This window comes from Bowmanella yangjiangensis (assembly GCF_017255015.1).
GTDB lineage: Bacteria > Pseudomonadota > Gammaproteobacteria > Enterobacterales > Alteromonadaceae > Bowmanella > Bowmanella yangjiangensis.
This window is the reverse complement of record NZ_JAFKCS010000008.1, coordinates 116,638-140,581: the sequence shown is the minus strand read 5'-3', so window position 1 is coordinate 140,581 and position 23,944 is coordinate 116,638. Positions and strand designations below refer to the sequence as shown.

Below are 23,944 nucleotides of genomic sequence, written 5' to 3'. Positions count from 1 at the left end.
ACAGGTAAAGGCGGGGGAATCTGCGTCTAAACGCGCTCACTTGGCTTGGTGGGCGGCCAGCAGGTGATGTTTGCGCCAAAGACGTTGCAATTGCTGGCTTTGTTGCAGCTCGGTGAATACTCCATTTAGCCAATGGATCTCAATTTTGGCACCCCGGCGTAGCAGTGCCCCATGCTGGTATTGCTGGTCGAAGCTTTGTGATATCAGTAATGTGGACTTGAGTTCAGGATGAAGATACAGATAGCGATTGATAAAAGAGTTTGCCACTAAGCCCATGTCGGCGCGCTTCTGCAACAGCAATCCAATAACCTTATCCTGGCTGTCCACCAGTTGCATGCCGAAGCGTTGACGCAGACTGTCTGGATTGGCGTCCAAACCCGCAAAACCGTAATGATAGCCCAGCACACCAATTAACCTTTTACCTTCAAACTGCGTGAAATAACGCTGATCGCGGTCCAGGGATGCCAAAGCAACCCATACCTCTCCACCGGTAAAAAACGTGATAGAGGCATCCAGAGGGTAACCCCGCCAGCCCCAGTCCAGGCTCTCAAACAGCAACATATCAAACTTGCCGTCCTGGAAATCCTTATACCGACGTCGAGCAGTTGTGATGTATAAGGTAAATTCAACCTTATCCTGGGCTTGATTGAGAAGTCGCAAAAGATCGGGGATAACCCCGCGGGATTGTTGCTCCTCCAGAGCAAAGAAGGGGGGATACTCATAGACTCCGACTGCGATTTTTTCCTTGGCCTGAATAGCTGGGCTTAAAAACAGGGAGACAAGACATAGCATCAGAGCCCTGAGTATCTGTCGCAAGCGGTTTGGCATAGCTATGGATGTTGCTGGCATGCCGGATTAAGGCGATTACTCGCCGATGTCCTCGTTCCAAAGCTCTGGGTGTTGGGTAATAAAGTCTTCCATCATGGCGATGCAGTCATGATCCTGCAGCACGCTGAGCTCCACGCCTCGTTCCCGAAGCAGATCTTCCTCGCCCATAAAGGTTTTATTTTCGCCGATAATCACTTTGGGTATGCCGTATAGCAAGATGGCACCGCTACACATTGAGCAAGGTGACAGGGTGGTGTAAAGCACGGACTCGCGATACACGCTGGCTGGTAGGCGTCCAGCCTGTTCCAGGGCATCCATCTCTCCATGCAAAATGGCGCTACCTTGTTGTACACGCCGATTGTGCCCGGCACCCAGAATTTTACCGTTGTGCACCAGCACAGAACCTATGGGGATCCCTCCCTCTGCCTGACCTAATCTGGCCTGCTCAATTGCCGCCTGAAGAAATGCATCCATATTCTTACCTTGAATTTATACTTTCGATGTAATGCCAGCATAAGACAAATTGTGGTTTATTTCTCCTGAGGTGATGAAGTTTGAACAATCAAGGTTATAATCGCTTTGCAGGTAATATGTTTCACGATGAATAAGACAACATATTCAGGGGGAATTTATGAGCTGGTTGAGTAAGTGCCTTGATAAATTTTTGGCCATTGACAGTGTTAATAGCACTGTACTGCCGGTTAAACGTTACAGTAAGGTTGAGTACGTCGGACGAGGAACCGTTGAGATTGACTCTGAAGAGATCCGTAATGCCTTAAAAGAGCATGAGGTCGTTAAGTACGCGCAGAGACAGGCCCATCTATATCGGGATTAGGTGAGCAATGTTTGCTTTGCTTATCATCCCCATTCTCTTAGCCGGTTATACGGTTTGTAGCACCCACCCCGTTATCAGACAAAAGCTTTATCGTTTTGAAGGTCAGCACCTTTACCTCAAGGTTGTGTGTCAGGGGGTATTTCAGGTTCTCATTGCTACTACGCTACTGCTTATTATAAATAGCCTAGTTTTGTTCTTGGCGAGTTTTTGCCCACCCCTCCATCAATGGTTGTTGGATGATCCTTTCACGCAACCCCTGCAAGACTTTTTCAATGTTAGCCCAGAGATTTCTCGACAGATATTGTGTTTTTTGGTTCTAACTATCTTCAGCTTTCTGGTAGCACGTAGCTTTTCGGGCATTGCAACGAAAAGGCTGAAAAAGGAGCACGGAGACGATTGGAAAAGCCAGGTATCGCTGGAGGTTTTAAGGGATAGCCCATTAGATTTCTTACTTCTGGAGTCCGCATTGACACAGGGAACCTTGCTTATTTTGTCGATGGAAAATAGAAAGGTCTACGTCTGTGCTATTCAAAGGGGAGCAGAACCTGGAGAACATGACAAACATGGCGAAGATCAGGAAGTGAGCGTAATTCCGGTTAAGAGTGGCTATAGAGATAAAGATACACTGGAAGTGTATTGGACCACTTACTATGACGCCATTGCGGAAAAAGTCACCATTGTTCTGAGACAAGCCGATATTGTCTCCGCCAGCCGATATGACGATAGAATGCATGAAGAGTTAGTTCGCAGCAAAAAGGTGCAAGGAGATAAAAACAAATCAACCCCCCTGCAATATTGTTAAGTTTAAGCCTTAAGGCCAAAAGGATCGTCAATGCTATGACTGGGTTGGGTAAACCAGTGAGGACCATGTTCGGTCATATAAAAATGATCTTCCAGACGCACCCCGAATTCCTCCGGGGCGACTATCATCGGCTCGTTGGAAAAACACATACCGGGTGCCAGAGGCAGCCTGTTGCCGCCTACCAAGTAGGGCCACTCATGAATATCCATACCGATACCATGACCAGTGCGATGAGGCAGGCCAGGAAGCTGATAATCCGGCCCTAAGCCACTTTGCATCAAAGACTGTCTGGCGGCCTTGTCGACCTCTTCACAGGCCACACCCAACCGGGCTGCCTCAAAGGCGGCAGCTTGCGCCTGTTTTTCGGCCTGCCACAGTTCTCGCTGGCGAGCAGTGGCCTGGCCGAATACGTAGCTGCGGGTAATGTCGGACAGATAGTCATGTACCTTACAGCCGGTGTCGATTAGTACCATGTCACCGGATTTCAGTTGCTGGGCATGTTTTACGCCGTGCGGGAAAGATGTCGCCACACCAAAAAGCACGATACAAAAATAGGAGCCGCTGGCCCCCACTTTTTGATGCGCTTGCTGGATAAACTGTTCCACTTCAGTGGTACTGATACCTTCATGCAAAATACTGGCTGCGGCTTTATGTACGGCGAGGGTCATGTCCATAGCGCGCTGCATTAAGGCCAATTCAGATGCTGATTTATGCATACGACAATGGGCTGTGACTTCCTTGGCGTTGATTAAGCTAAAGCCCTGTTGAAGTTGATTGATGCCATCGAAGATAAAAAACTGGGCACTTTCATCTATACCGATTCGCGCCGGAGCCTCTATTCCCATATTGGCTAGCACGTTGAGAAACAGTGCATAAGGTGACTCATGTTCATGCCAGGCGTTAACTTTGCCGGGTACCAGCATGTAATCGTTCAATGTGCCGATTTCAAAATGCGGAGCGATGAATTCCAGGTCGCCCTGAGCTGGCAGAACCGCGCCTACCATGCGTTCACTGGCATACCAGCGCAGGCCGCTGAAATAGGCCAAGTTCGTTCCGGCATTCAGATAAATGGCCGCAATATTATTGGCCTGCATGTAGGCCTGGGCTTTTGCTATTCTGGCACGATGTTCATCAAGGCCAATTGGCTGCAGGTCGTTGGTCATTTCCGACAGTAGGGCTAATGCCTGTTCTGGGGTTTTGCCACCTATACCTAGGGTGCTCATATCTGTTTCTCCAACAAGAACGCTCAGTGCCAGACTGAGGCGGTAGGGTTGTATTTTGGCCTAATGCCTTTATTTGTGTGCCCGAGGCTGACAAAAGTCATCTTCGCAAGCCTTGCCCGACGTGGTTTTCAGCAACCAACTATGCTGTCAGGGTATAGTGCAAAGTTTTATGACTATAGGGGTGCCACTGGTACTCAGATCCGGGATCAGTATAATGTATGCGATATGCAATCAGGGAGCCATCATGGCGATAGAACATAAAACCCGCACTCAACTTGTGGTTGAAGCGATACGAGAAAAGATTCTCAGCGGCGACATTAAGGCTGGCGATCCGCTTCGTCAAGCGGCCTTGGCAGAAGAATTGAATGTCAGCCGGATCCCGATTCGTGAAGCGCTGCTGCAGTTGGAAGGTGAAGGATTGGTTGAGTTTGAAGCCCATAAAGGGGCGACTGCGACAGAGCTCTCTGCTGCCCAGGTGGATGAAATCTTTGAATTGCGGGCATTGTTAGAAGCCGAACTACTTAAACATTCAATCCACAAATTGACTGAACAGGACTTTGCTGAGGCTCAAGCTTTGCTCAATGAGCTGGAAACCGCTGCCGCTGCAGGTGATAGCTACCTAACAACAGGTACACTTAACAGTCGTTTTCATGCCAAGCTATACAGCCGTGCAGAGCGCCCGCATACCGAAGAGCTGGTGAATATGCTCAACAAGAACTCTGAGCGCTATGCCCGTATGCATATTATGCAGTCAGGTGGCGTGGATCGTGCCCCGGATGGCCACCAGGAACTGTTGGATTTGTGCCGCAGCGGCAACAGTTCAAAAGCCTGTGCATTTCTGCAGGAGCATATTGTCAGCGCAAAAGATGATATCAAAGCATTACTGTTGAAGATGGAAGCCGAGGCCTGAGCCACATTTTAATACCAGGTCTATTCTGACAACCTTTGTTGTCTCCTGACATTTCTGCGTTTACCCTTGCGCCATCAAATCCTCGGATCCTGGAAAGCCATGAAACGACTTCTATATGCAGCGCTTTTGCTTTGCTGTTTGCCGGCGTCAGCCAATGAGGCCTCAGCTTATTACGAAGCGGCAGTTAAGTATCAACTGCAAGGCAAAACGGATGCTGCCATTATTGAGCTGAAAAACTGCTTAGGTTTACAGCCGGATTATTTGCCAGCCAGGGTACTGATGGGACAGGTGTTGCTAGAGTCTGGCAATGCTGCCGCCGCAGATAAAGAGTTGACGCTGGCGCTGGAGATGCAAGCCGACGCGCGGGCTGTGGTGCTCAATTTGGTCAGGGCCAAGCTTTTACAGAATTACTTCACCGACGCTGAAGACCTATTGCAGCGGTACGCTTCTCTGCAAAATATGCCGGATTATGTCTATTTACGGGGCGTAGTAGAAAAATCACAGGGCAATCGAGAGGCGGCACAAGCTTCTTTTCAACAAACCCTGAACCTCGCACCAGCCCATCTTGAAGCCTTGACGGCCTTAGCTGAGATGGCGCTGCAACGGGATGAGATGGTGGGTGTATCTGAATTGCTTGCAAAGGTGTTTAGCGTCGACCCTGATTACTTCCCCGCCTTGATTTTACAAGCGCATGTATACCGTATCGAAGAACGCTTTGAGCTGGCTGAACAAACTTATGACCGCGCATTGCGCCTAAAACCTGGAAGCGAGCAGGCAATGTTAGGTAAGGCCGGATTGCTTGTGGAACACGAGCAATTGGGGCAAGCCTTGCAACTGGTACTGGCTTTTCGTGAGAAGAATCCGGGTAATCCCTATGCCAAGCTAATGCATTCGGCGCTGGTCGCTCAGCAAGGCCAAGAGCGTGAAGCGCGACAACTGTTGACCGATATTCAGCATCAGCTATCTGGTGTGGACGACTCTGTGCGCAAAATGCGTGAAGTGAGCTTTCTGAGTGCCGTTGTAGACTACGCCAGCGGCAAGTTAGATTCGGCGCGTCTCAAGTTCGACAACTTTATTCATGAATACGGTCCGACTGCTTCAGCGCATCGCTATCTGGCGATGATAGCGCTGCAACAACGTAACTGGCGCGAGGCCAAGCGCCAGGTGGAACGCTCTTTGGCAATATCAAGGCAGGATCCAGAGGTGTTTGTACTGGCCGCCACCATCGAACAGGGCTTGGGGCAGCTATCAGCAGCTCTATCGCTACTGGAAGAAGCGCAACAGCGTTTTCCCGCTCATGCAGGTGTGCGTCAGGCTCTGATTCAAGCCTGGGTCACCAGTGGTCAATATACCAAAGCCATGACACAACTTGAGAAGATGCAAGGTGATGATCTTGCCAGTCGCACCTTATTGGGCTTTTTACAATTGCAGCATGGACAACTGGCCGATGCCAGTAAAACCACTCAGGCCCTTTTGGATGAGCATCCTGGCAAAGTAGAAATACTGCAGTTGGCCGGTGAGTTGTCACTGAAGCTGGGTCAACCAGACAACGCTGAGCGCTTTTTTACCGAGATCATTCGTCTGGCACCGGAATTTAAGGTGGCACATTTGGCTTTGGCCGGTATGTATCTGAATCAAAAACAGTTGGAGAAGGTAGAAGCACAATATCAGCAGGTGCTGGCAAAGGATCCTAAGGATCTTGCGACTAACAAGCTGTATGCCGATTTGGCGATGACTATCGGCGATACAGGTAAAGCCATTTATTTGCTGGAGCAAGTGCGGGAAAGTGACGATATCGAGGCTAATCGGGCGCTGCTGGAACTCTATTTGCAGACAGAGCGCTGGACGGATGCTCAAGGGGTACTTGAGCAGATCCTAAAGCGTCGTAATTTGGATGAGGCTTTATTGTTCACCCGCGCCAAGCTGGAAGAGGCGCAAGGCTTTAAAGACAAAGCGGTTAGTACCCTGAAGGCCTTGTATGGTCTGGCTTATGACGACCTGGTTAAACTGCATTCGGTAGCGCACAAGCAGTTGGATTTGGGGGATCTGCCCGGGGCAGAAAAATCGCTGGCCAGATTGCATAGCTTAGATGCTGCCCGGATAGACATTTATTTATTGGCCCGCGTGGCGCTGGCCCAGGGTAATAGCCAGTCTGCGCTGTCAATCCTGGATAATGGCTTAAAAAGCATGCCTGACAACCCCCGCTGGCAAGAACTCAGGGTTCATGCCCTGATTGCTGATGGTCAGATGGAAGTGGCACTCAATCAAGCTGAACGTCTTTATCTAGCAGAACCAAAACGTGCCAATATGCAGATGCTGGCGTCGCTCTATAGCCAGTATGAGCAGGTTGATAAAGCCTTAGAGTTACTACAGACATGGTTAAAGAGTAACCCTATGGACAGCTGGGCAGTGGCACAACTGTCCAGCTTAGCAGCTCAGCAAAATGCATCGGAATTGGCGGTCGCCACCTTAAAGGCCTATCCCAAGCTTGCAGAAAACCCGATATTTCTCAATAACTTGGCCTACTACCTGATGGAAAGTGACTTAGTGGCCGCGCAGCAGTATGCCGAGCAAGCCAATCAATTGGCACCACAAGTTGCGCAATTTAACGATACCTTAGGGTGGATATATGCCAGACAGGGGCAGACTGGCAAAGGGCTGACCTTACTCAGGGAAGCGCAGATGCGCGACAGCAGCAACCCGATGATTATGTATCATTTAGCTTACACCTTGCATTCGTTGGGTGAAAATGAGCAGGCCAGTAGAATGCTGCAACGGGCCGTGATTCATGGCCTACAACAAGATTTAGCTGATGAGTTACGCGGCAAGATAAAGTGAGTCGTATTAAATTCTGGGAGGCAACTGGTCTGAACTGACAGCGTTGTCAATCCACCAAGTTGCTGTATAATTGAGCGAATTTTAACAGGGGATGGCTTATGAAGTTCCTAACAGCCGCGGTTACTTTGTTATGCAGTATGTCTGTTTTTGCAGGCCCTGTAGACTTTGGCCAGGCCGCTGATTACAACCTGTTTCTCAAGCAAAACTTTAACGTTTCCGGTTCTGACACTCAGGGACGCATTGCTGTAGGTGGCAATGTGGTGGTTAATGGTGGCCACGACGTGGGTTTTAAGATTGATGCATTTGGCATGGGCAGCGGCCCCAGCCTGGTTGTCGGCGGCAGTGTGCTTAAATCGGGCTCAGGTCATCTTAACGTCTATGAAGACGGCGCCCATTTGGCACCGCATTCTGGTGACCTTGTGTATGCTGGCTCGGTCTCTGGCAGCAATATTGAAGCTAATCTGATTAAGGTCAACGCTAACCAGCTTCCTGTTGATTTCGATAGTGCTTTTGCTCATCTCAATCAGCTTTCACAGGACTTGGCGGAACGCACTGTGTCGGCTGTGACAGAGCATCAATGGAGCCGACTGGACTTTAATCCGACCAGCACTCCTGAAGACAACGTTTATGTGTTTAATGTCACACAAGAGCAAATTAATGCCAGTACTGATTGGTTTGTGAATGGTGTAGCAGATAACGCCACTATTATTTTTAATGTTAGTAACCCTAACGGTATTGCAGCCGGTCAGGGAAACTGGACAGGCTATGATTGTGATGCTGGTCAAACTGGCTGCGTGCATTTAAAGCAGCATAGCGTGATTATTAACGGTCAACGGACTGGCGACCATTACGAAGAGCATAATTTGGAGGGGCGCCTAGCCAGCCAGGTGCTGTACAACTTTGCTGGCGCGACACAGGTAAATCTGGCCACTGATTTATATGGCTCAGTATTGGCGCCCAATGCAGCTATTTACGCTAACCCATCGGTGATATGGGGGCAAGTTATGGCGAATTCCTGGGAAGGGAATATGCAGATCAACTACGATCCCTTCACGCCTGTCGGCTCCAATCCGCCAGGTCAGGTGAGCGAACCTTCTTTGTTTGGATTTTTCGCATTGTTGGCCGGGCTGTTAATGTGGCAGCGAGGCAGACCGATGACCACCAGACGAGTCGCGCTGGCGTAAATTTGTGATTAGATAAGAAGCCGCTCTCTCCGAGCGGTTTTTTTTGCTTAGTGCTGACGCACAGTGGCAGGGATCGCTATATCCACGGCTGGTTTAGCTCAATGAGGGGCTTAGCTCTTGAGTTTTTAGTTCTTTTTGATAATAATTCTCGTTTTTAAATTCAGGGAATGAAATTGTCTGTTGTATCCCTCTATTCTTTTGGGGTGTTATTGCGTGTCATCAGTGCGGCTGTGGTTGGCTATCTGGCAACCTCGGAGTTGGCGGTACTGTGCGCCCGAATTCTGCCTTTAGCGCCACTGGAATCTGTGCTCAGTGTCATGCTGTTTTCATTTGTGCTCTACGCTGGCCTGGTTATGTGGGCATTTTATGTTCGACATCATTGGCGGGCACTGACTGATCTCGGTGGTTTATGGCTGTTGGCCTGGGTCTTTAACTACGGATTAGCTGGGGGGGTAGCATGAGGGGCTCGTTTTTCCGCTCTATGACCTGGCTACACACCTGGGCAGGACTGTTGACCTGTTGGTTGCTTTTCCTGGTGTTTTTCGCCGGAACCCTGAGTTATTTTCGTCACGAAATTACTTGGTGGATGCAGCCAAAAAGCCATGGGCTGAAGCCGGTTGACTATACCCAGCATACAGCGGGGCTTAGCCGTGTACTCAACTTGCTAAATGAGCGTGCGCCGGATGCAACAAGTTGGGTAATTGACTTACCTACCGAACGTCAGCCCTTGCTGCATTGGCGCTACCGAGAGGCAACGCAGCCAGGTGAACGACGAGCCAGTGTCGTGAAAGGTTATCTTAGTGTGGACGGCGATACACAATGGGCGGCTCTGCTGGATACTAAAGGGGGAGAGTTCTTTTACCGATTGCACTTCGATTTGCACTACATCTCGCCCATGACGGCTCGTTGGGTAGTGGGTGCCGCCGCGATGGTGATGCTGGTTGGATTAATTACAGGCCTGGTGATTCATCGGCGTATCTTTGCAGATTTTTTTACTTTTAGAGCCGGAAAAGGGGCCAAAACCTGGCTGGATTTACATAACCTAAGTGCTGTGTTTGCCTTGCCTTTTCATTTAATGATCACCTATACCGGTTTGCTCACTTTAATGTTTATGTATATGCCCGCGCCAGTGGAAAAGGTCTATCCCGGCGGTATGGCCGGCTTTTTTAGCGACCAGAATCCAACTTTCAAACCTGTCGCCAGCGCAGGGCGGCCACTTTCCCAGCCAGTTGACTGGCAACAACTTATCGGACATTTCAAGGATAACAAAGAGTTAGCAGCGATAAGCCGTATCAGCATAGATAACCCGGCAGATATCAATGCCCGCATTACCTTGTACGGTAAAGCCGACGGTGTGATTGCGCATTACGCCAGAGCCAGCTTGTATGACGCCTCAGGAGAGGTATTGGGCACAACCCGAGAAGCGCAGTTTTATGCGGCAGAAAGGACAGCCAATACCATGATTGCCCTGCATACGGCGCAATTCTCGCCCTGGTCTTTGCGTTGGTTGTTTGTGGTTGGTGGCATATTGGGCTGTGTGATGGTCGCCTCAGGCGGGATATTATGGGCCAGACGTTTGGTTGAGAAAAACCTCCGGCTAGGACGCCCTCCAGGTTGGAATCTGCGCTTGGTACAAGGCATGAATCTGGCGACTGTCGTTGGTCTGCCATTGTCCGCTATGGTGTATTTGTATCTTAACCGCCTATTGCCAGCCGGGCTCGACGTCCGTGCTGAATGGGAAATAAATGGGTTCTTTATCAGTTTCGCCCTGACCTTGGTATTGGCGCTGATTCGCGCGGACTATAAAAGCTGGGCCTTGGGCTGGTTGCTGGTGGCGGCCATGGCGCTGGCGTTGCCCATGGTGAATGCCATGACCACGAATTATCACCTTATTGCTTATCTGCAATCCAGACAGTGGCCCCTGGCAGCACTGGAGTTGTGCGTGATGCTGGCCGGCATCCTCGCACTGTGGGGAGCCGCACGCTGTGCCAAGTCGGCTTCATCAGCATCTGGCCAATCGCTTAGTCAGGCGTACTGCTGATGAGCTATTTATTGGTGATGGCGCTGAATGTACTGGCCATGAGTTTTTTTGCCACTAGCCGGCATGTTCAGTTTCGACGTCTTTATGGCAAAGAACCCGGAGCGAACCAGAGGCGCTGGATGCTTATCGGCGCTTGGTGCCTGTTGGCAGTGGCGCTATTAAGTGCCTGGGTTTGGCAAGGGGCAGCATACGCCGTGTTAATCTGGTTAGGTACTATGACAGCGGCCGCATTGATTGTGCTTGTCACTTTGCTGGCAAGTTCAGGGAAGTTTCGGTATCTGCAATTTGGGGCTTTAGTGGTTTGTATTGTCAGTGGTCTGTATGTGAACTGACACTTCACAGTGCGGAATAAAAGCCTTATGTTGGGGAATTGAAAATCCCTTAATCGACAGGCTATGCAGAACAAGATCAAACTAACCCAATTCAGTCATGGCGCAGGATGTGGCTGTAAGATTGCGCCTGGGGTGCTCGATGAGATCCTGAGCAGTCAGCTCGTTATTCCCGACAATCCTTTGCTGTTGGTTGGTAACAGCAGTAAAGACGATGCCGCTGCCTATGATTTGGGGAACGGTATGGCTGTGTTGTCCACCACCGATTTCTTTATGCCCATAGTCGATGACCCCTTTGACTTTGGCCGTATCGCTGCCACCAATGCCATCAGTGATATCTATGCCATGGGCGGAACCCCTCTGATGGCTATTGCCATTCTCGGCTGGCCAGTCAATCTGCTGGGAGCCGATGTCGCCAGGCAGGTGGTAGATGGTGGTCGTCAGGCTTGTCTTGATGCCGGCATTTTATTGGCCGGCGGACACAGCATAGACGCGCCTGAACCTATTTTTGGTCTGGCGGTGACAGGCCAGGTACCAATTTCTCAGCTAAAGCAAAACAATACCGCTAAAGCCGGGCATGAACTCTATCTGACCAAGCCACTTGGCGTGGGCGTGCTCAGCACCGCACAAAAGCAGGGAAAACTGCTGGTTGAACACCAGTTTTTGGCCAGGGATCAGATGTGTAAATTGAACAAAGTGGGGGCAAAACTGGCCACGTTGCCAGACGTCAGTGCCATTACCGATGTTACCGGATTTGGACTACTCGGCCATTTGTTGGAAGTTTGCGAAGGCAGTAACCTAGCGGCCAGGCTCTGGTTTGATGCCATCCCCAGGCTTGACCCAGTCGAATATTATCTGCAACAAGGCTGCATCCCCGGCGGCACCCGGCGCAATTTTGACAGCTACGGGCATAAGGTAGTGCTACAAAACCTCTTACAGCAGCACTTATTGTGCGACCCGCAAACCAGCGGTGGCCTGCTGATTGCCGCTGCGAAGGCTAGTCGCGAGAGTGTGCAGAGTCTGTTGGCGGATGAGGGCTTATATGCACAGCCCATAGGCGAGCTGATTGAGCTGCACTCGCCGATGTGGATTGAGGTGTGCTGAATGGCGATTGAGTGTGATGATTACCGGCAGGTGTTTATCAGCGATGCGGCGCTGATGGATCTCAGGGCGCCGGCTGAATTTGCTAAAGGGGCTTTTCCCACCGCCATAAGTTTACCGCTGATGACAGATGCTGAGCGGGCCAAAGTTGGTACTTGTTACAAACAACAAGGTCAGCAGGCTGCTATCAACCTGGGGCATAAGCTAGTTAGTGGGGAGATAAAAGCAGAGCGACTCCGGCGTTGGTGTGAGTTCGCGAAAAACCACCCTCAAGGTTACCTGTATTGTTGGCGGGGAGGGCTGCGCTCGCAAATTACCCAGAGCTGGATGCAGGAAGCCGGAGTAAGTTATCCGCGCATCAAAGGCGGTTACAAGGCGCTGCGTCAGTTTTTGCTAAATGAATTGGAACTGCAAGTGGCCAGACAGAATATCATTTTGCTGGCAGGGCGCACCGGTTCGGGTAAAACGCTGTTATTACAGGAACTTGGCAATGCCGTTGATCTGGAATCGCTGGCCAGGCACCGGGGCTCAAGCTTTGGCGCAGGTTTAATGCCGCAGCCGACCCAGATCAGCTTTGAAAACCAGTTGGCGATCAGTCTGTTGAAGCTCGGTGAAAAGGCGACGCAGACCACCATTATGGAGGATGAGTGCGGCCACATAGGGTCGCTTATGCTGCCGCTATCCCTACGCGAGAAAATGGCGCAGGCACCCGTCATCATACTTGACTCGTCGTTGGATGAACGGGTGGAGTGCATCTTTGATGAATATATACAACAGCGTTTCGCAGCCAGCTTAGTGCATTATGTGGATGACGCATTTGCGCAATTTTCTGTCTACTTGCAGGGAAGTTTGTTCCGTATCCGCCGTCGTCTTGGCGGTGAAGCCTATCAGCAACTGAATACTCTGATGCAGCAGGCCTTGGTTCAACAAGCAAATACCGGCGATGCCAATTTGCATCGCGCTTGGATTACCCGCTTGCTGCGCGACTATTATGATCCTATGTATGATTACCAACTGAGTAAGCGACCTAGGCGGATATTGTTCCGCGGCAATGCATTACAACTTAAGGCCTGGTTAGCCGCGTAAAAGCACGAAATTGGCGGTAATACAGGCGGATAGAGAAAGAATAGAGGTAAAAAGGAGATCCCCTGCATTGAGCCTGTTTGGGGCTGGCGTTTAGGGTTTGCACTGTTACACCAACATGCAGACCGGGAGAAAATGCCATGCCAAAGTGGCTTGTGTCGCTTACCTTACTGATACCCCTCAGCGCTTGTCAGTTATCCCCTCAGGGAGCCAGAAATACTGATATAGTTAAAGGCCAACAGGATCCAGCCAGTTACCAATATCTGCAATTGGATAACGGTTTGAAAGTGCTGCTCCTAAGCGATACCGCACTGGCAAAAGCTTATGCCTCCCTGACCGTTAAAGCTGGCTATTATCAGGATCCTGAGCAAATGCCGGGTCTTGCGCACTTATACGAGCATATGCTGTCAAAGGGCTCTCAGAAATACCCGGATGCCGCTGAATACAAACAGTTTCTCGCTGATCAGGGCGGCCGCTCCAACGCCTCCACATCCGCGCAGGCAACCAATTACTATTTTGAAACCGCAGGAGATGGCTTTGAGCCTGCGCTGGACAGGTTCGCCTGGCAATTTATCGGACCTTTGTTGCCTGCCGAGTTGGTCTACAAAGAGCGTCATGCGGTCAATGCAGAGTTCAGCATGAAATTTCAGGATGCCTTCAGGCGTAAGCGCGAAGTGATGCGCACGCTGTTTAACCCTGAACACGGCTATAGGAAGTTTTCCACCGGTAATCTGGATACCCTGCAAGACAGTGAAAACCTGACCCTGCACAAGGCAATGACCGACTTCGGCCAGGATTATTATTGCAGTTCCCGCATGAGTTTGGTGTTGGCTGGGCCTCAGTCCTTGGCTGCACTTGAACAACAGGCCAAAGACAAGTTCAGCGCCATAGCCGATAATTGCAGAAAAGCGCTGGTATCCCAACCCGCTCCTTTGCTCGCCGATGAGCCTCGTCAGGTGGATATCAAAACCCTGCGTAAGCGTCAGCGGCTAACCTTGTCCTTCCCAATGCCTTCCAGCCAGGCTGGTCGGGACGCGATGGTGGATGAGTACACCGAATGGTTGCTGGAAAGTTTTAACCCCAATGGTCTGAAAAATTACTTGCGCGAGCAAGGCTGGGTTCAAAGTCTCTCGGCTTCTATTTCTTATCTGGACGATAAGCACGAACTGCTAAGCATAGAGTTTGTGTTAACTAATTCAGGTAAGGACCAACAGAGCGCTATCATCGCAGCGACCCATGCCTATTTTCAAATGCTGCGTGAACAGGCATTAAACCCTTCGGTTTTTAAGCTGTTTGCCAGGCTATCGGCGACCCGTTTTGATAATTCACCTGAGCATGTGGGGGCCGATGAGGTTCGTCAGCTATCCAGACGCTTACTGGAATACCCGGCCAGCCAGGTGCTGAGCCAGGGATATCTGTCGTCAGGCTTTAATCCAAGCGCTTTAGCTGCGTATTGGGCTGCCATTAAGCCCGAGAATATGCTGGTGGTCAGGGAAGGGCGCAAGCTCAGCACACAAAGCCGGGAACCGATTTATCAGACCGAATATCAGCGCGCCTTGATACCTGATTGGACCTTAGCTGAGTTGGATTTTGTGCCGCCTTCTGTCTCCCCATATTTTGCTGAAACCGAGAGTCGCACTGTTGCTAAGGCCTTGCAGCATCAGTCGCTGGTGGGTCTGGATGTCTGGGGTCTACCACCGCGCCGGTCCGCAGACAGTTATACCGCCATCACCTTGTATATTGATAGCCATTCGAATGGCGCTGACTTTGATGCCCTCAATGCCTTGTGGGAAAAGCGCCTGGAACAACAATTGGAACCCATCCTGGAACAGGCGTCGGCGGCAGACATACAAGCCGGAATTAGCGCAACAAGTACCGGGATGCGCCTGCAGATAAAAGGCCAAAGCGGTAATTGGTCTGCGCTGTTTTCGGATTTGCTTGGTGGCCTGGAAAAGCAAACGCTGTCAGATGAGGCAAAAAAGCAGACTCTGGTACGCCGAATAAATGCACTTGAGGGATTTGAGCGTGAACGACTGACGGTGCAAAGCAGCCGTCTGCTTGACCACCAGTTAGGTTTGGCAAGTCTGCCAAGCGAGGATTTGTTGACGCTGCGCGATTTACAGGAAAGTGACTACAACCAGTTTGTTGAGCATTACCTGGACAATGCCAGGATGACCTTAGTGGTTTACGGGCCTGTGCCATCTGCCACTGTCGATGCACTTAGCCAACATGTGTTGGCACTGCAAAGGAGTATTCAGGAGCAAGCAAATGCCTCGACCATGTGGGATGGAAAGTGGCCCACTCCATTGCAGACTCGCATGATTGAGGGCTCGGACAGCGCGGTGCGATTGGTTCTGCAACCAAAGGCTCAAACGCTGGATGACATCGCTTTGGTTGAACTGTTGGGAAGTATGCTAAAAGCGCCGTTTTTCCATCAACTACGCACTCAGGAACAGCTAGGCTATACCGTCAGAGCCGGAGCCGAACAGCGCAGGGGCATTCATTATCTGGGTTATTTCGTCCAATCTCCGGTAGCCAGTGCCACACAATTGCATGGGCGGATTGCCCGGTTTAATCAGGACTTTGTACCTAGCCTGCAGGCACTTACCCAGATGGAGTTCGATGCATTGAAGGCAAACCTGTTGGATGCCCTGCGTCAGGGGCGTTTAAACAGTGCTGATATGGAAGCTGAGCTGCGCACCCATATTCGCTATGGGCGGACGCTGGACTGGCAGGAGCAACTTGAGTTGGCCATTCAAAACTTGTCTCTTGAGACTTTCCAGCGCGAGGCAGCGTCTTTATTGGCCTTACCTTTGAATGGCTTGCTATTGGACGCGGCTAAAGCCGAGGCTAGTTCAGCTCAAGATGCTTAAGACGTTTTATATCTGACTGATACTTGATGGTATTGCTGAACAGCAGGCGTTGCCGCTTGCTGTCCAGGCTAAATGAACTCTCTGTAACGACCTCGGGCACCGGCAGGCGCAGAATCGGCTTAATTTCGCCGCTTCGGGCGTCATAGCGTTTTATGTCCTTGTAACGAGTACCTGGATCGGTGAAATAGATAATGCCGTCGTCGGCTAAGGTCCAGGAGTAGCGAGTTCCAAATTGTTCTGCGCTGATCAGCAACTCACTTTGTTCTGAGCCCGGTGACAGTCTGTACAGGCCCGGCTCGGAGCGAGTGTAGAGCAAGCTGCCGTCTTCAAGCAGTACACCATGTCTTCCGCCGTCATAAGTTAACTGGGTCACAGGGCTGCCATCCAAGGGCAGCAGAAAGAGCTCCCGCTCACGCTCTTCGGTGTCTTCATTCATGTAAATAGACCCGACTAAAGCGCTGTCATCGGCTGTCCAGGTGACCCGGTAATGGCCATTGTAAGGGCTGGGTACCCGGGATATGCGCTTGGTTGCGACCTCAACCACCATCAAAGAGTCACCACTGCCATCGGCGTTTGCTGCCAGAAAGGCAATACGTTTGCCGTCATGGGACCATTTAGGAAAAAGCACAGGGCGCTTTAATTCAGTCAGTTGCTGGCGCTGATTGCCATCGGCGTCGGCTATCCATATTTCATAGTTGCCTGACTCGTTGGACAGATAGGCAATGCTGTCACTGGCATTTGAGTAGTCTGGATACTTATGGTTGTAGTCTGACTGCAAAAACGGAAATGGGCTGGAAGGCAGGTCGTTTGCCAGCGGCAGGTAGGCAATCTGATAAAACTCGCTGCGTGTCTGGAAATACAACCAGGGTGTTTTCTTGGCAAATGACGGGTAGCTGAATCCTTCAATATTCAAGGGCGTTAAGCGCCCGGTAACGACATTCAACAGATAACCAGAACGTGAATCTGCTCTTTGCACACCGTATACCAGGTGCTTGCCATCCGGGTGCCAGGTTATGCCGACAATATCGGACTCGCCCTCAATCATCAGTCTTTCCTGACCAGTAGTCAGGTCATGCAGATAAATATTTTCTGAGAAGCGGCTAAGACGGCGACTAATGGCCAGATACTGTCCATTAGGGGAAAAAGCCATATCCCGGTCGCGCATATCACATTCAGTCAGACATACCGGTGTTTGACTGGATTCACTGTTTATTCGGCGGCGATAAACCGCCGGTTTGTCAGCAACCCCTTCCAGGCCCCAGTAAGCCAGCGTGCTGTTATCCGGGGTGATATCCAGATAATGCAAGTCGCCCCCCAGCGGACATTTTCCAATAATTTGTTCCTGCAGGCTTTGTACATCTAGTTTGATCATGTTGCAGGTTTCAAGATCATCATTTTTACGCCTGAAATACAGCACCTTACCTGTCATATCCCAGACCGCACGCCCTTCATTTTCTTCGTCAAAGGTTAACTGCTTGGGAGACAGATTGGGCTGCTGGGTGTCCTGCATGTATAAGTCCATGCTGCCGTCCGGCCGACGCCATTTATACACCACATGCCTGCCGTCAGGAGTTGGCGCGGGGAAGAGTTCCATCCCCGGTTGGGTGGTGATAACTTCGATACCGCTAATGGGGCTCAGCTCCTCTGTCTGCAGCCACCAAAACACTAAGAGCAGTAATGGCAGAGGGAGTACCCATAACCACAACGGACGGTGTCGTCGGCGCTGGCTTGTCGAAGAAGTTTCTGACGCCGTTGGTGCAAGCGTCTTGGGGGGGGACAGATACTCAGGTTCGCGCAGCAACTGGTAACCACTTTTACGAATGGTCTGAATACTTTCACTGCCATCCGGGTGTTTAAGTGCCTGCCGCAGATGCCAGATGGCATTGGTTAATGCCTTCTCTCCTACGTAGCCGTTGCCTTGCCATATATGCTCAATCAGTTCCTGGCGTGGCACTACCCGAGGGTAATGAGAAGCCAGGTAACACAACACCTCGATAAACTTGGGCTGCAAGCTCTGCTTATCTGAATCCGACAGATAGATGGCGCATTCAAGCGGCTCAACTCTGAACTGACCTAATCTGAAGGGGGTTTGCTGAAGCATGGCGTTGTTTTTATGCTGTTTTTAACAGTGGTCGAACAGTGTGAAGGCAGAGTATCGAATTGCCGCATGGGCCGCAATCACAATAGCGTGAGCAAATGTTACCCTTGATTACAGTGGAATTCAACTTATTGTTATAGAAAGAAAAAAGCGCAAATAGAGATTAAATAGAGATATAACTGGGGAAGAATAGAGCCCAACTGTATTGTGCTTGTTAACCAGGTTAAATAAAAGGAAATATCCGCCAGTAGGTAGTCGCTGGCGCTGAGCAATAAACCCGTAAAAGTAAAATTATTTTAGGGATACACAACCAATGAAAAAGAAACTCTTAACCCTTGCTATTCAGGCAGCGGTATTTAGCAGTGCCTCAGCAATGGCGCAGCAAGTTGAGGTGTCAGCCACTCAAAGCAGCAATGCCGCACAGGTTGAGCAGCAGCAAGTTAAGGAAGTCGAAAAAATTGCTGTTACCGGTTCACGTATTAAACGTGACAGCTTCTCCATGTCCACCCCCATGATGTTGATGGGTAAAGAAGACTTGGTTGATAGCGGCCTGGGTGAACTGGCCGATATTCTGGTTGATGAAATTCCTTCTATCAGCGCTGGCTCAAGCAACACAAACACGCAAGGTAGTGTGCAAAATACTGGTTTGTCCACCATCGACCTGCGTGATTTGGGTACTGACCGCACCCTGACACTAATTGATGGGCGCCGTGCGGTATCCAACAGCTACAGTGGCAACTACATTAGTTTAGCCACTATTCCTGCAGCCATGGTCGACCGTGTAGAGGTTATCACTGGTGGTGCTTCTGCAGTGTACGGCTCTGACGCGATTGCCGGTGTTGTGAACATTATCACTGAAAATAATAAAACCGGTTTTGAGATCGATGTGCGCGGCGGTGAAACTACAGAAGGTGGTGGTCGTGAGTTCACTATCGATACGGGCTATGGCGCCAGCTTCGACGATGATCGTGGTTACATGCTTGCTGCAGTGACCTGGGATCGTCAGTTTGGCTTGTTGGCCTGGGATCGTGACCGTTCTCAGTACGAGTCAAGCTTTGACTATGATGCAGAGAAAATGTGTAACGCCAATAACACCATTGATGGCGACCAATGTATGCGTGACATCACCATGGATGACTGGCGTGAACGTAGTAATGATATCTCTGGTGGCCGTTTTGAAGGTAATGCCTGGTGGTATGACGCCGACAATAATTTAAAAGAAGGCTTTAAAGAAGAGCGTGACGGCTATGATACTTACGAGTGGGATATTCTGAAGATTCCCGTCGACAAACTGGCCAGCGCCATCAAAGTTAATTATGACCTGACTGATGATCTGCGTGGTACTTTCCAAATTCACTACGCAAAGAACAAGTCTGGCCGTACTAATCCGCCAGAAGGTCAGGATTACAACGATGATGAGCTGCGCATTAACCCGGAAACTGGTGCATCTGAGCTGATTATTCCTGGCACTATTAGCCCGAATAATCCATTTGTACCTGCGGTAATCGCAGAAATGGCTGGTAGAAGTGTGACGTGGGATCGTCGCTTCGACGAAGTGGGCAATGTTATCACCGAGAACACTCGTACTACTATTCGTTCCGCTGCTGGCCTGCAAGGTACCTTGTTTGATGGACAGTGGGATTGGGAAGCGTCTGTTGGTTACGGTAAGTTCAAACAAGAACAGCGTCGTTTTAATGAAATCAGTATCACCAAGCTGGCCTTAGGTCTGGATGCTGAATACGCGGCTGACGGTACGACTATTCAGTGTGCCGATGAGCAAGCTCGCGCCGAAGGGTGTGTACCGGTCAATATTTTTGGTATTAACAGCATCAGCCCTGAAGCGGCTGACTATATTCGTGCCAATCCCTATATCAACACCGATATTACTCAGTTTAATGCTCAGGCCTTTATGACTGGCGACCTGTTTGAGATGCCTGCGGGTATGGTTGCTTCTGCCTTTGGTATTGAATATCGCCGTGATACACAGAAAGTTGATACTGATGTTGCATTGCGTGGCCAGGCTATCACTTTTAACGACGTACCGCCTTTTTCCGGAGAGGTGAAGGTATGGGAAGCCTTCGGTGAGGCTACCCTGCCGTTGTTAAAAGACGCTACAGCCGCTAAACGTTTAGATCTTGATTTGTCTTTGCGTTTAGCTGACTACAGCCAGAAAAATATTGACCTGATGGCTTCCTATCGTGCTGGATTATTGTGGGAGCCGGCCGAAGGCTATGCTATCCGCGCTAACTATGCTCGTGCACAACGTGCGCCAAACATTACCGAGTTGGTATCTCCTCCTCGTGGCGACTACAACAGCTTCTCTGATATCTGTGACGGTGTAACCGCTACCTCTACTGGTGCTGGTCATGATGCATGTCGTCAGGAACCAGGAGTTGCTAACGCCATTGAACTGTACGGTCAGTTCACTGACGAAAATACCGGCTACTCACCCAACGCAGGTAACGAGAACCTGAAGGAAGAAACGGCAGATACCTATACCTTAGGTATTACCGCCGCGCCCAGCTTCCTGGAAAACTTCAATATCGCCTTGGACTACTATGACATTTCTATCGAGGATGCCATTACCTCCATTGGTAATGAGCAGATCCTGAAAGAGTGTTATGACTCATCTGTTCCATTTGGTGACGGTAATCCTTTCTGTGGCGAAATTACCCGTGACTCTGAAGGTAATATTACCCAGTTGATCCAGCGTCAGTTTAACCTGGCAGAAGAAAGTTCTCGTGGCTATGACATCTCCATGGCTTACAAGTATGAGACAGAAAGCTACGGCAACCTGTCCTTTAACCTTAATTTCACCCACGTTATCGAGCGTTCAGCAACCTATGAAGGTAACGATGGTCTGGAAACCGTAGAATACAAAGGCGAGTTAAGCTCGGGTGTCTTTACCGACAGGGCAACGGCCTCTGTGACCTGGCGCTATGATGATCTGCGTATTCGTTGGAAAACCAAGTATAAGAGCTCTGTGGTTGATGATTATGACCGCGTAGAAGCATGGAATGAATTGTACGCTGAGAACCAAGCTAAGCTTGATGCCGGTACCGGTGGTGTAGCTAACCCCGAAACACCCATGTACTTGTTCTACGGTTCTTACATTACCCATGATGTATCGGCTTCCTACAACCTGGATTTGGATGGTGGTATGGCGCTGAAACTATACGGTGGTGTTCGCAACGTATTTGGTAAGGAAAGCCCCTTTGTTCCTAATACCGGTGATGTAGTCGAAACTGGTGACGGAAACTATGAAGGTGAGTATGACGGTGGTGTAGGCCGCTTCGCTTACCTGGGTGCAGAACTGAAGTTCTAATTCCACTCTCGTTAAAACGGGCGCTGCGGCGCCCGTTTTATTTTTTACCAGGTTGTTTGTCCGCGCAGAGGAAGCCAAGTCTTTAACTAAACAGGGATGGGATATGTTGGTGGGAATAAATATGCGTCATTTGTTGATTTCAGCCGTTCTGGTATGTGCGTCAGGTATTATAAGTGCTGACACCTTGGATGATGGCCCTTATGTGTTTACCAGTTTGCCAAACTGGCAGGCACTATGGGTATGTGCCGGTGAAGCGAAAGCCAGGACACTTCCCGAAGTGAAAAGTGCCGTCACTATTGAAGAATGTGGCTTACAGGCACAGTTGCAACCGCAAGCGGCGAAACGCCCGGTACTGGAATATCCACAGCCTTCGAAACTGGCGGCCATCAGTGATATTCATGGCCAGTTTGAGCTATTCAAAACCTTGCTGACCGCACATGGCATCATGGATAAACAGGGTAACTGGCAGTTTGGCCAGGGCCATTTAGTGATTACCGGTGATATCTTTGACCGTGGGCCTCGTCAAACAGAAGCCCTGTGGTTGATATACCAGTTACAGCATCAGGCGCTGGAAGCGGGTGGCAAGTTGCATTTTCTGCTGGGTAATCATGAAATGATGGTACTCAATGGTGACCTTCGTTATCTAAATGAAAAGTATGAGAAAATTGCCACGTTGCTGAATCGGCCTTTCCCTGCTTTATATGGTGAAGACACGGTGCTTGGGCAATGGCTACGCAGTCGCAATGTACTGGTCAAAGTGGGGGAACTGCTGTTTTTGCATGGTGGCTTGCATCCGGATCTTGCCAAAGAAGGTAGGACTCTCGCTGAGATTAACCAGGTGTTCTCTGGCCAGTTGATAGAAGATAAAGACCATCCCAGGGAAGGTTTTACCCGTTACTTGCATAAGACCAATGGTCCTATCTGGTATCGTGGCTATTTTCGTTTTCCACAGGCTAGCAACGAAGACATTGATGCGTTGCGTAGCCACTTCGGGGTTAACAGCATAGTTGTCGGGCATACCACTCAGGAGCATGTTTCGAGCTTCTATGACGGCAAAATCATTGCCATCGACAGCGGCATTAAAAACGGCGAAAACGGTGAAATGCTACTGATTGAAAACGGCAAGCGCTACCGCGGCTTGCTGGATGGCAGCCGCGTTAGCCTGTAGTGATTCACATCAGCGTGTCAGGCTGATTAGTCTGGGAAACTGATTTTACCCATAGTGACGCTGGGGATCCCTTCTCTGGCGTTACCAAACTGGGCTTTACCGCCGGCTACGCATTCGTTGGCCAGCAGAGCAAACAGCACGGCTTCTTTGGCATCGGGGTTGATACCCAGCTCACTGGTTGAATGTACTTTAACCTGAGGGATCTGGCTGCGGATATTGTCCATCAGCAGCGGGTTATGCACACCACCGCCGCTGCCATACAAATGGTATTCACCCAGCGCCCCTGCACAGCGATTCAGGGCGTCCACAATCATATCGGCAGAAAAACGATTCAGGGTGGCCATGACATCTTCATGGCTGAGCTGTTGGGTATGGCTGGCGACTTGTGCGCGGGCCAGATAGTCCAGATTAAACAGCTCCGGCCCTGTGGTTTTGGGGAAGCCCTGGGTAAAAAAGTCATGGGCTTTTAATGCACCGAGGAGTGCGGGGTTAATCTTGCCCGCACGCGCAATAGCAGCATCGGCATCGTAGGTTTTTGGGGTAAAATGCTTTTGTACATACGCATCCATTAAGGTGTTACCCGTACCCACATCGGTGCTGAATACGGCCTGTGCATCCAAGCTGGCAGGCAGGAAAGTAAAGTTGGCGATGCCGCCCATATTCAGCATCACGCGGTTTTCCTGGTTGTCGGCAAAGATCAGAAAATCGCCGTACACCGCCAGTGGTGCGCCTTCGCCCCCGGCAGCAATGTGCTTCTGGCGGAAATCACTGATGGTAATAATACCAGTCTTCACCGCCACATGGTCGCCGTCACCTATCTGTAAGGTAGCATTTGGCATTGCTGTCACGCCATGCAGGGATTTAGGCGCATGGAAGATAGTCTGGCCGTGACTGGCGATGAGATCGATTTCCTGAGGCTGACGTTGCCAGGTCTTCAGGCAGTCGAGGATCATTTCTCCGTGCAGAGTGCCTATCCAGGGGTTGAGCAGGCAAACCTGTTGTAAGTCCACATCACGCCTGGAAAAGATATCGCGAATCAACCTACGGTAAGTGTCGTCATACGCAACTGTGGTGAATTCCAACAATTCCACTTTGCTTTGCAAGCCGTCACCATGGATTTTACACAGCGCAACGTCCAAACCATCCAGGGATGTGCCGCTCATCAAACCGATAATTAAGCGTTCTGGTTTGTTGGAAAGTTGCTGAAGTGTCTCGATATGGCGATGCATTGCGGTCTCCTGCCTGGAAATTGGTATTAACTTCGTACTCTACACTTTCCTGTTTGCTTGTACACAGCGGCAATCCG

18 protein-coding genes are annotated in these 23,944 nt (G+C 50.2%); 13 read left to right on the top strand and 5 right to left on the bottom strand.

From position 1 onward, the window contains the following. Positions 1 to 36: 36 nt before the first annotated feature. Together J0A65_RS10460 and J0A65_RS10455 are read right to left on the bottom strand one after the other, a co-directional pair. Complete coding sequence (locus J0A65_RS10460) at positions 37 to 792, bottom strand: type 2 periplasmic-binding domain-containing protein (RefSeq protein WP_206594123.1); 756 nt, start codon at positions 790 to 792, stop codon at positions 37 to 39. A 72-nt stretch (positions 793 to 864) separates the two neighbouring features. Continuing rightward, positions 865 to 1,302: a nucleoside deaminase gene (locus J0A65_RS10455; RefSeq protein ID WP_206594122.1), complete on the bottom strand. Its 438-nt coding sequence runs from the start codon at positions 1,300 to 1,302 to the stop codon at positions 865 to 867. A gap of 157 nt (positions 1,303 to 1,459) precedes the next feature. Here J0A65_RS10455 and J0A65_RS10450 point away from each other — a divergent pair, with 157 nt between their 5' ends. Both J0A65_RS10450 and J0A65_RS10445 read left to right on the top strand, forming a co-directional pair. Continuing rightward, complete coding sequence (locus J0A65_RS10450; RefSeq protein WP_206594121.1) at positions 1,460 to 1,663, top strand: hypothetical protein; 204 nt, start codon at positions 1,460 to 1,462, stop codon at positions 1,661 to 1,663. A gap of 7 nt (positions 1,664 to 1,670) precedes the next feature. Continuing rightward, positions 1,671 to 2,465, top strand: coding sequence for a hypothetical protein (locus tag J0A65_RS10445; protein WP_206594120.1), 795 nt, complete (start codon positions 1,671 to 1,673; stop codon positions 2,463 to 2,465). A 2-nt stretch (positions 2,466 to 2,467) separates the two neighbouring features. Here J0A65_RS10445 and J0A65_RS10440 read toward each other — a convergent pair whose 3' ends face one another. Then, positions 2,468 to 3,688 carry a M24 family metallopeptidase gene (locus J0A65_RS10440; protein WP_206594119.1) on the bottom strand — a complete coding sequence of 407 codons (1,221 nt, stop codon included), beginning with the start codon at positions 3,686 to 3,688 and terminating at the stop codon, positions 2,468 to 2,470. Positions 3,689 to 3,932: 244 nt separating this feature from the next. Here J0A65_RS10440 and J0A65_RS10435 point away from each other — a divergent pair, with 244 nt between their 5' ends. The 9 genes from J0A65_RS10435 to J0A65_RS10395 all read left to right on the top strand — a co-directional run bounded on the left by J0A65_RS10435 (position 3,933) and on the right by J0A65_RS10395 (position 16,047). After that, entirely contained in the window at positions 3,933 to 4,598 is a 666-nt protein-coding gene (locus J0A65_RS10435; RefSeq protein WP_206594118.1) for a GntR family transcriptional regulator, read from the top strand. Between the two features lie 99 nt (positions 4,599 to 4,697). Beyond that, on the top strand, positions 4,698 to 7,436 hold the full coding sequence (prsT, locus tag J0A65_RS10430; RefSeq protein ID WP_206594117.1) for an XrtA/PEP-CTERM system TPR-repeat protein PrsT: 2,739 nt from the start codon (positions 4,698 to 4,700) through the stop codon (positions 7,434 to 7,436). 98 nt (positions 7,437 to 7,534) lie between these two features. Then, positions 7,535 to 8,620 carry a collagen-binding domain-containing protein gene (locus tag J0A65_RS10425; protein WP_206594116.1) on the top strand — a complete coding sequence of 362 codons (1,086 nt, stop codon included), beginning with the start codon at positions 7,535 to 7,537 and terminating at the stop codon, positions 8,618 to 8,620. Between the two features lie 173 nt (positions 8,621 to 8,793). Then, positions 8,794 to 9,081 (top strand): hypothetical protein, encoded by a 288-nt coding sequence (locus J0A65_RS10420; RefSeq protein WP_206594115.1) that lies wholly within the window; start codon positions 8,794 to 8,796, stop codon positions 9,079 to 9,081. Next, entirely contained in the window at positions 9,078 to 10,661 is a 1,584-nt protein-coding gene (locus tag J0A65_RS10415) for a PepSY-associated TM helix domain-containing protein (RefSeq protein ID WP_206594114.1), read from the top strand. The genes J0A65_RS10420 and J0A65_RS10415 overlap by 4 nt, the downstream gene beginning before the upstream one ends. Beyond that, the gene (locus J0A65_RS10410) at positions 10,661 to 10,993 is read left to right on the top strand and encodes a DUF3325 domain-containing protein (RefSeq protein WP_206594113.1); all 333 of its coding nucleotides are present in this window, start codon (positions 10,661 to 10,663) and stop codon (positions 10,991 to 10,993) included. The genes J0A65_RS10415 and J0A65_RS10410 overlap by 1 nt, the downstream gene beginning before the upstream one ends. Positions 10,994 to 11,056: 63 nt before the next feature. Then, the gene (selD, locus tag J0A65_RS10405) at positions 11,057 to 12,094 is read left to right on the top strand and encodes a selenide, water dikinase SelD (RefSeq protein WP_206594112.1); all 1,038 of its coding nucleotides are present in this window, start codon (positions 11,057 to 11,059) and stop codon (positions 12,092 to 12,094) included. Next, positions 12,095 to 13,177 carry a tRNA 2-selenouridine(34) synthase MnmH gene (gene mnmH / locus J0A65_RS10400; RefSeq protein ID WP_206594111.1) on the top strand — a complete coding sequence of 361 codons (1,083 nt, stop codon included), beginning with the start codon at positions 12,095 to 12,097 and terminating at the stop codon, positions 13,175 to 13,177. A 137-nt stretch (positions 13,178 to 13,314) separates the two neighbouring features. Beyond that, the gene (locus J0A65_RS10395; RefSeq protein ID WP_206594110.1) at positions 13,315 to 16,047 is read left to right on the top strand and encodes an insulinase family protein; all 2,733 of its coding nucleotides are present in this window, start codon (positions 13,315 to 13,317) and stop codon (positions 16,045 to 16,047) included. On the opposite strand, the gene J0A65_RS10390 is transcribed toward J0A65_RS10395, so the two are convergent. Beyond that, the gene (locus tag J0A65_RS10390; protein ID WP_206594109.1) at positions 16,025 to 18,148 is read right to left on the bottom strand and encodes a winged helix-turn-helix domain-containing protein; all 2,124 of its coding nucleotides are present in this window, start codon (positions 18,146 to 18,148) and stop codon (positions 16,025 to 16,027) included. The genes J0A65_RS10395 and J0A65_RS10390 overlap by 23 nt on opposite strands. A gap of 310 nt (positions 18,149 to 18,458) precedes the next feature. Between J0A65_RS10390 and J0A65_RS10385 the strand changes: the two genes are divergently transcribed. Beyond that, entirely contained in the window at positions 18,459 to 21,470 is a 3,012-nt protein-coding gene (locus tag J0A65_RS10385; protein WP_206594108.1) for a TonB-dependent receptor domain-containing protein, read from the top strand. A 103-nt stretch (positions 21,471 to 21,573) separates the two neighbouring features. Beyond that, positions 21,574 to 22,638, top strand: a complete 1,065-nt coding sequence (locus tag J0A65_RS10380) for a metallophosphoesterase (protein WP_206594107.1) — start codon at positions 21,574 to 21,576, stop codon at positions 22,636 to 22,638. A 26-nt stretch (positions 22,639 to 22,664) separates the two neighbouring features. Here the strand turns inward: J0A65_RS10380 and J0A65_RS10375 are convergent, their stop codons facing one another. Then, positions 22,665 to 23,867: an anhydro-N-acetylmuramic acid kinase gene (locus J0A65_RS10375; RefSeq protein ID WP_206594106.1), complete on the bottom strand. Its 1,203-nt coding sequence runs from the start codon at positions 23,865 to 23,867 to the stop codon at positions 22,665 to 22,667. Between the last annotated feature and the right edge of the window lie 77 nt (positions 23,868 to 23,944).

Bases quoted from the DNA above. Each gene is read 5' to 3' on its own strand.
- J0A65_RS10460 (WP_206594123.1), bottom strand. From the start codon at position 792: ATGCTATGTCTTGTCTCCCTGTTTTTAAGCCCAGCTATTCAGGCCAAG.
- J0A65_RS10455 (WP_206594122.1), bottom strand. From the start codon at position 1,302: ATGGATGCATTTCTTCAGGCGGCAATTGAGCAGGCCAGATTAGGTCAG.
- J0A65_RS10450 (WP_206594121.1), top strand. From the start codon at position 1,460: ATGAGCTGGTTGAGTAAGTGCCTTGATAAATTTTTGGCCATTGACAGT.
- J0A65_RS10445 (WP_206594120.1), top strand. From the start codon at position 1,671: ATGTTTGCTTTGCTTATCATCCCCATTCTCTTAGCCGGTTATACGGTT.
- J0A65_RS10440 (WP_206594119.1), bottom strand. From the start codon at position 3,688: ATGAGCACCCTAGGTATAGGTGGCAAAACCCCAGAACAGGCATTAGCC.
- J0A65_RS10435 (WP_206594118.1), top strand. From the start codon at position 3,933: ATGGCGATAGAACATAAAACCCGCACTCAACTTGTGGTTGAAGCGATA.
- prsT (WP_206594117.1), top strand. From the start codon at position 4,698: ATGAAACGACTTCTATATGCAGCGCTTTTGCTTTGCTGTTTGCCGGCG.
- J0A65_RS10425 (WP_206594116.1), top strand. From the start codon at position 7,535: ATGAAGTTCCTAACAGCCGCGGTTACTTTGTTATGCAGTATGTCTGTT.
- J0A65_RS10415 (WP_206594114.1), top strand. From the start codon at position 9,078: ATGAGGGGCTCGTTTTTCCGCTCTATGACCTGGCTACACACCTGGGCA.
- J0A65_RS10410 (WP_206594113.1), top strand. From the start codon at position 10,661: ATGAGCTATTTATTGGTGATGGCGCTGAATGTACTGGCCATGAGTTTT.
- selD (WP_206594112.1), top strand. From the start codon at position 11,057: ATGCAGAACAAGATCAAACTAACCCAATTCAGTCATGGCGCAGGATGT.
- mnmH (WP_206594111.1), top strand. From the start codon at position 12,095: ATGGCGATTGAGTGTGATGATTACCGGCAGGTGTTTATCAGCGATGCG.
- J0A65_RS10395 (WP_206594110.1), top strand. From the start codon at position 13,315: ATGCCAAAGTGGCTTGTGTCGCTTACCTTACTGATACCCCTCAGCGCT.
- J0A65_RS10390 (WP_206594109.1), bottom strand. From the start codon at position 18,148: ATGCTTCAGCAAACCCCCTTCAGATTAGGTCAGTTCAGAGTTGAGCCG.
- J0A65_RS10385 (WP_206594108.1), top strand. From the start codon at position 18,459: ATGAAAAAGAAACTCTTAACCCTTGCTATTCAGGCAGCGGTATTTAGC.
- J0A65_RS10380 (WP_206594107.1), top strand. From the start codon at position 21,574: ATGTTGGTGGGAATAAATATGCGTCATTTGTTGATTTCAGCCGTTCTG.
- J0A65_RS10375 (WP_206594106.1), bottom strand. From the start codon at position 23,867: ATGCATCGCCATATCGAGACACTTCAGCAACTTTCCAACAAACCAGAA.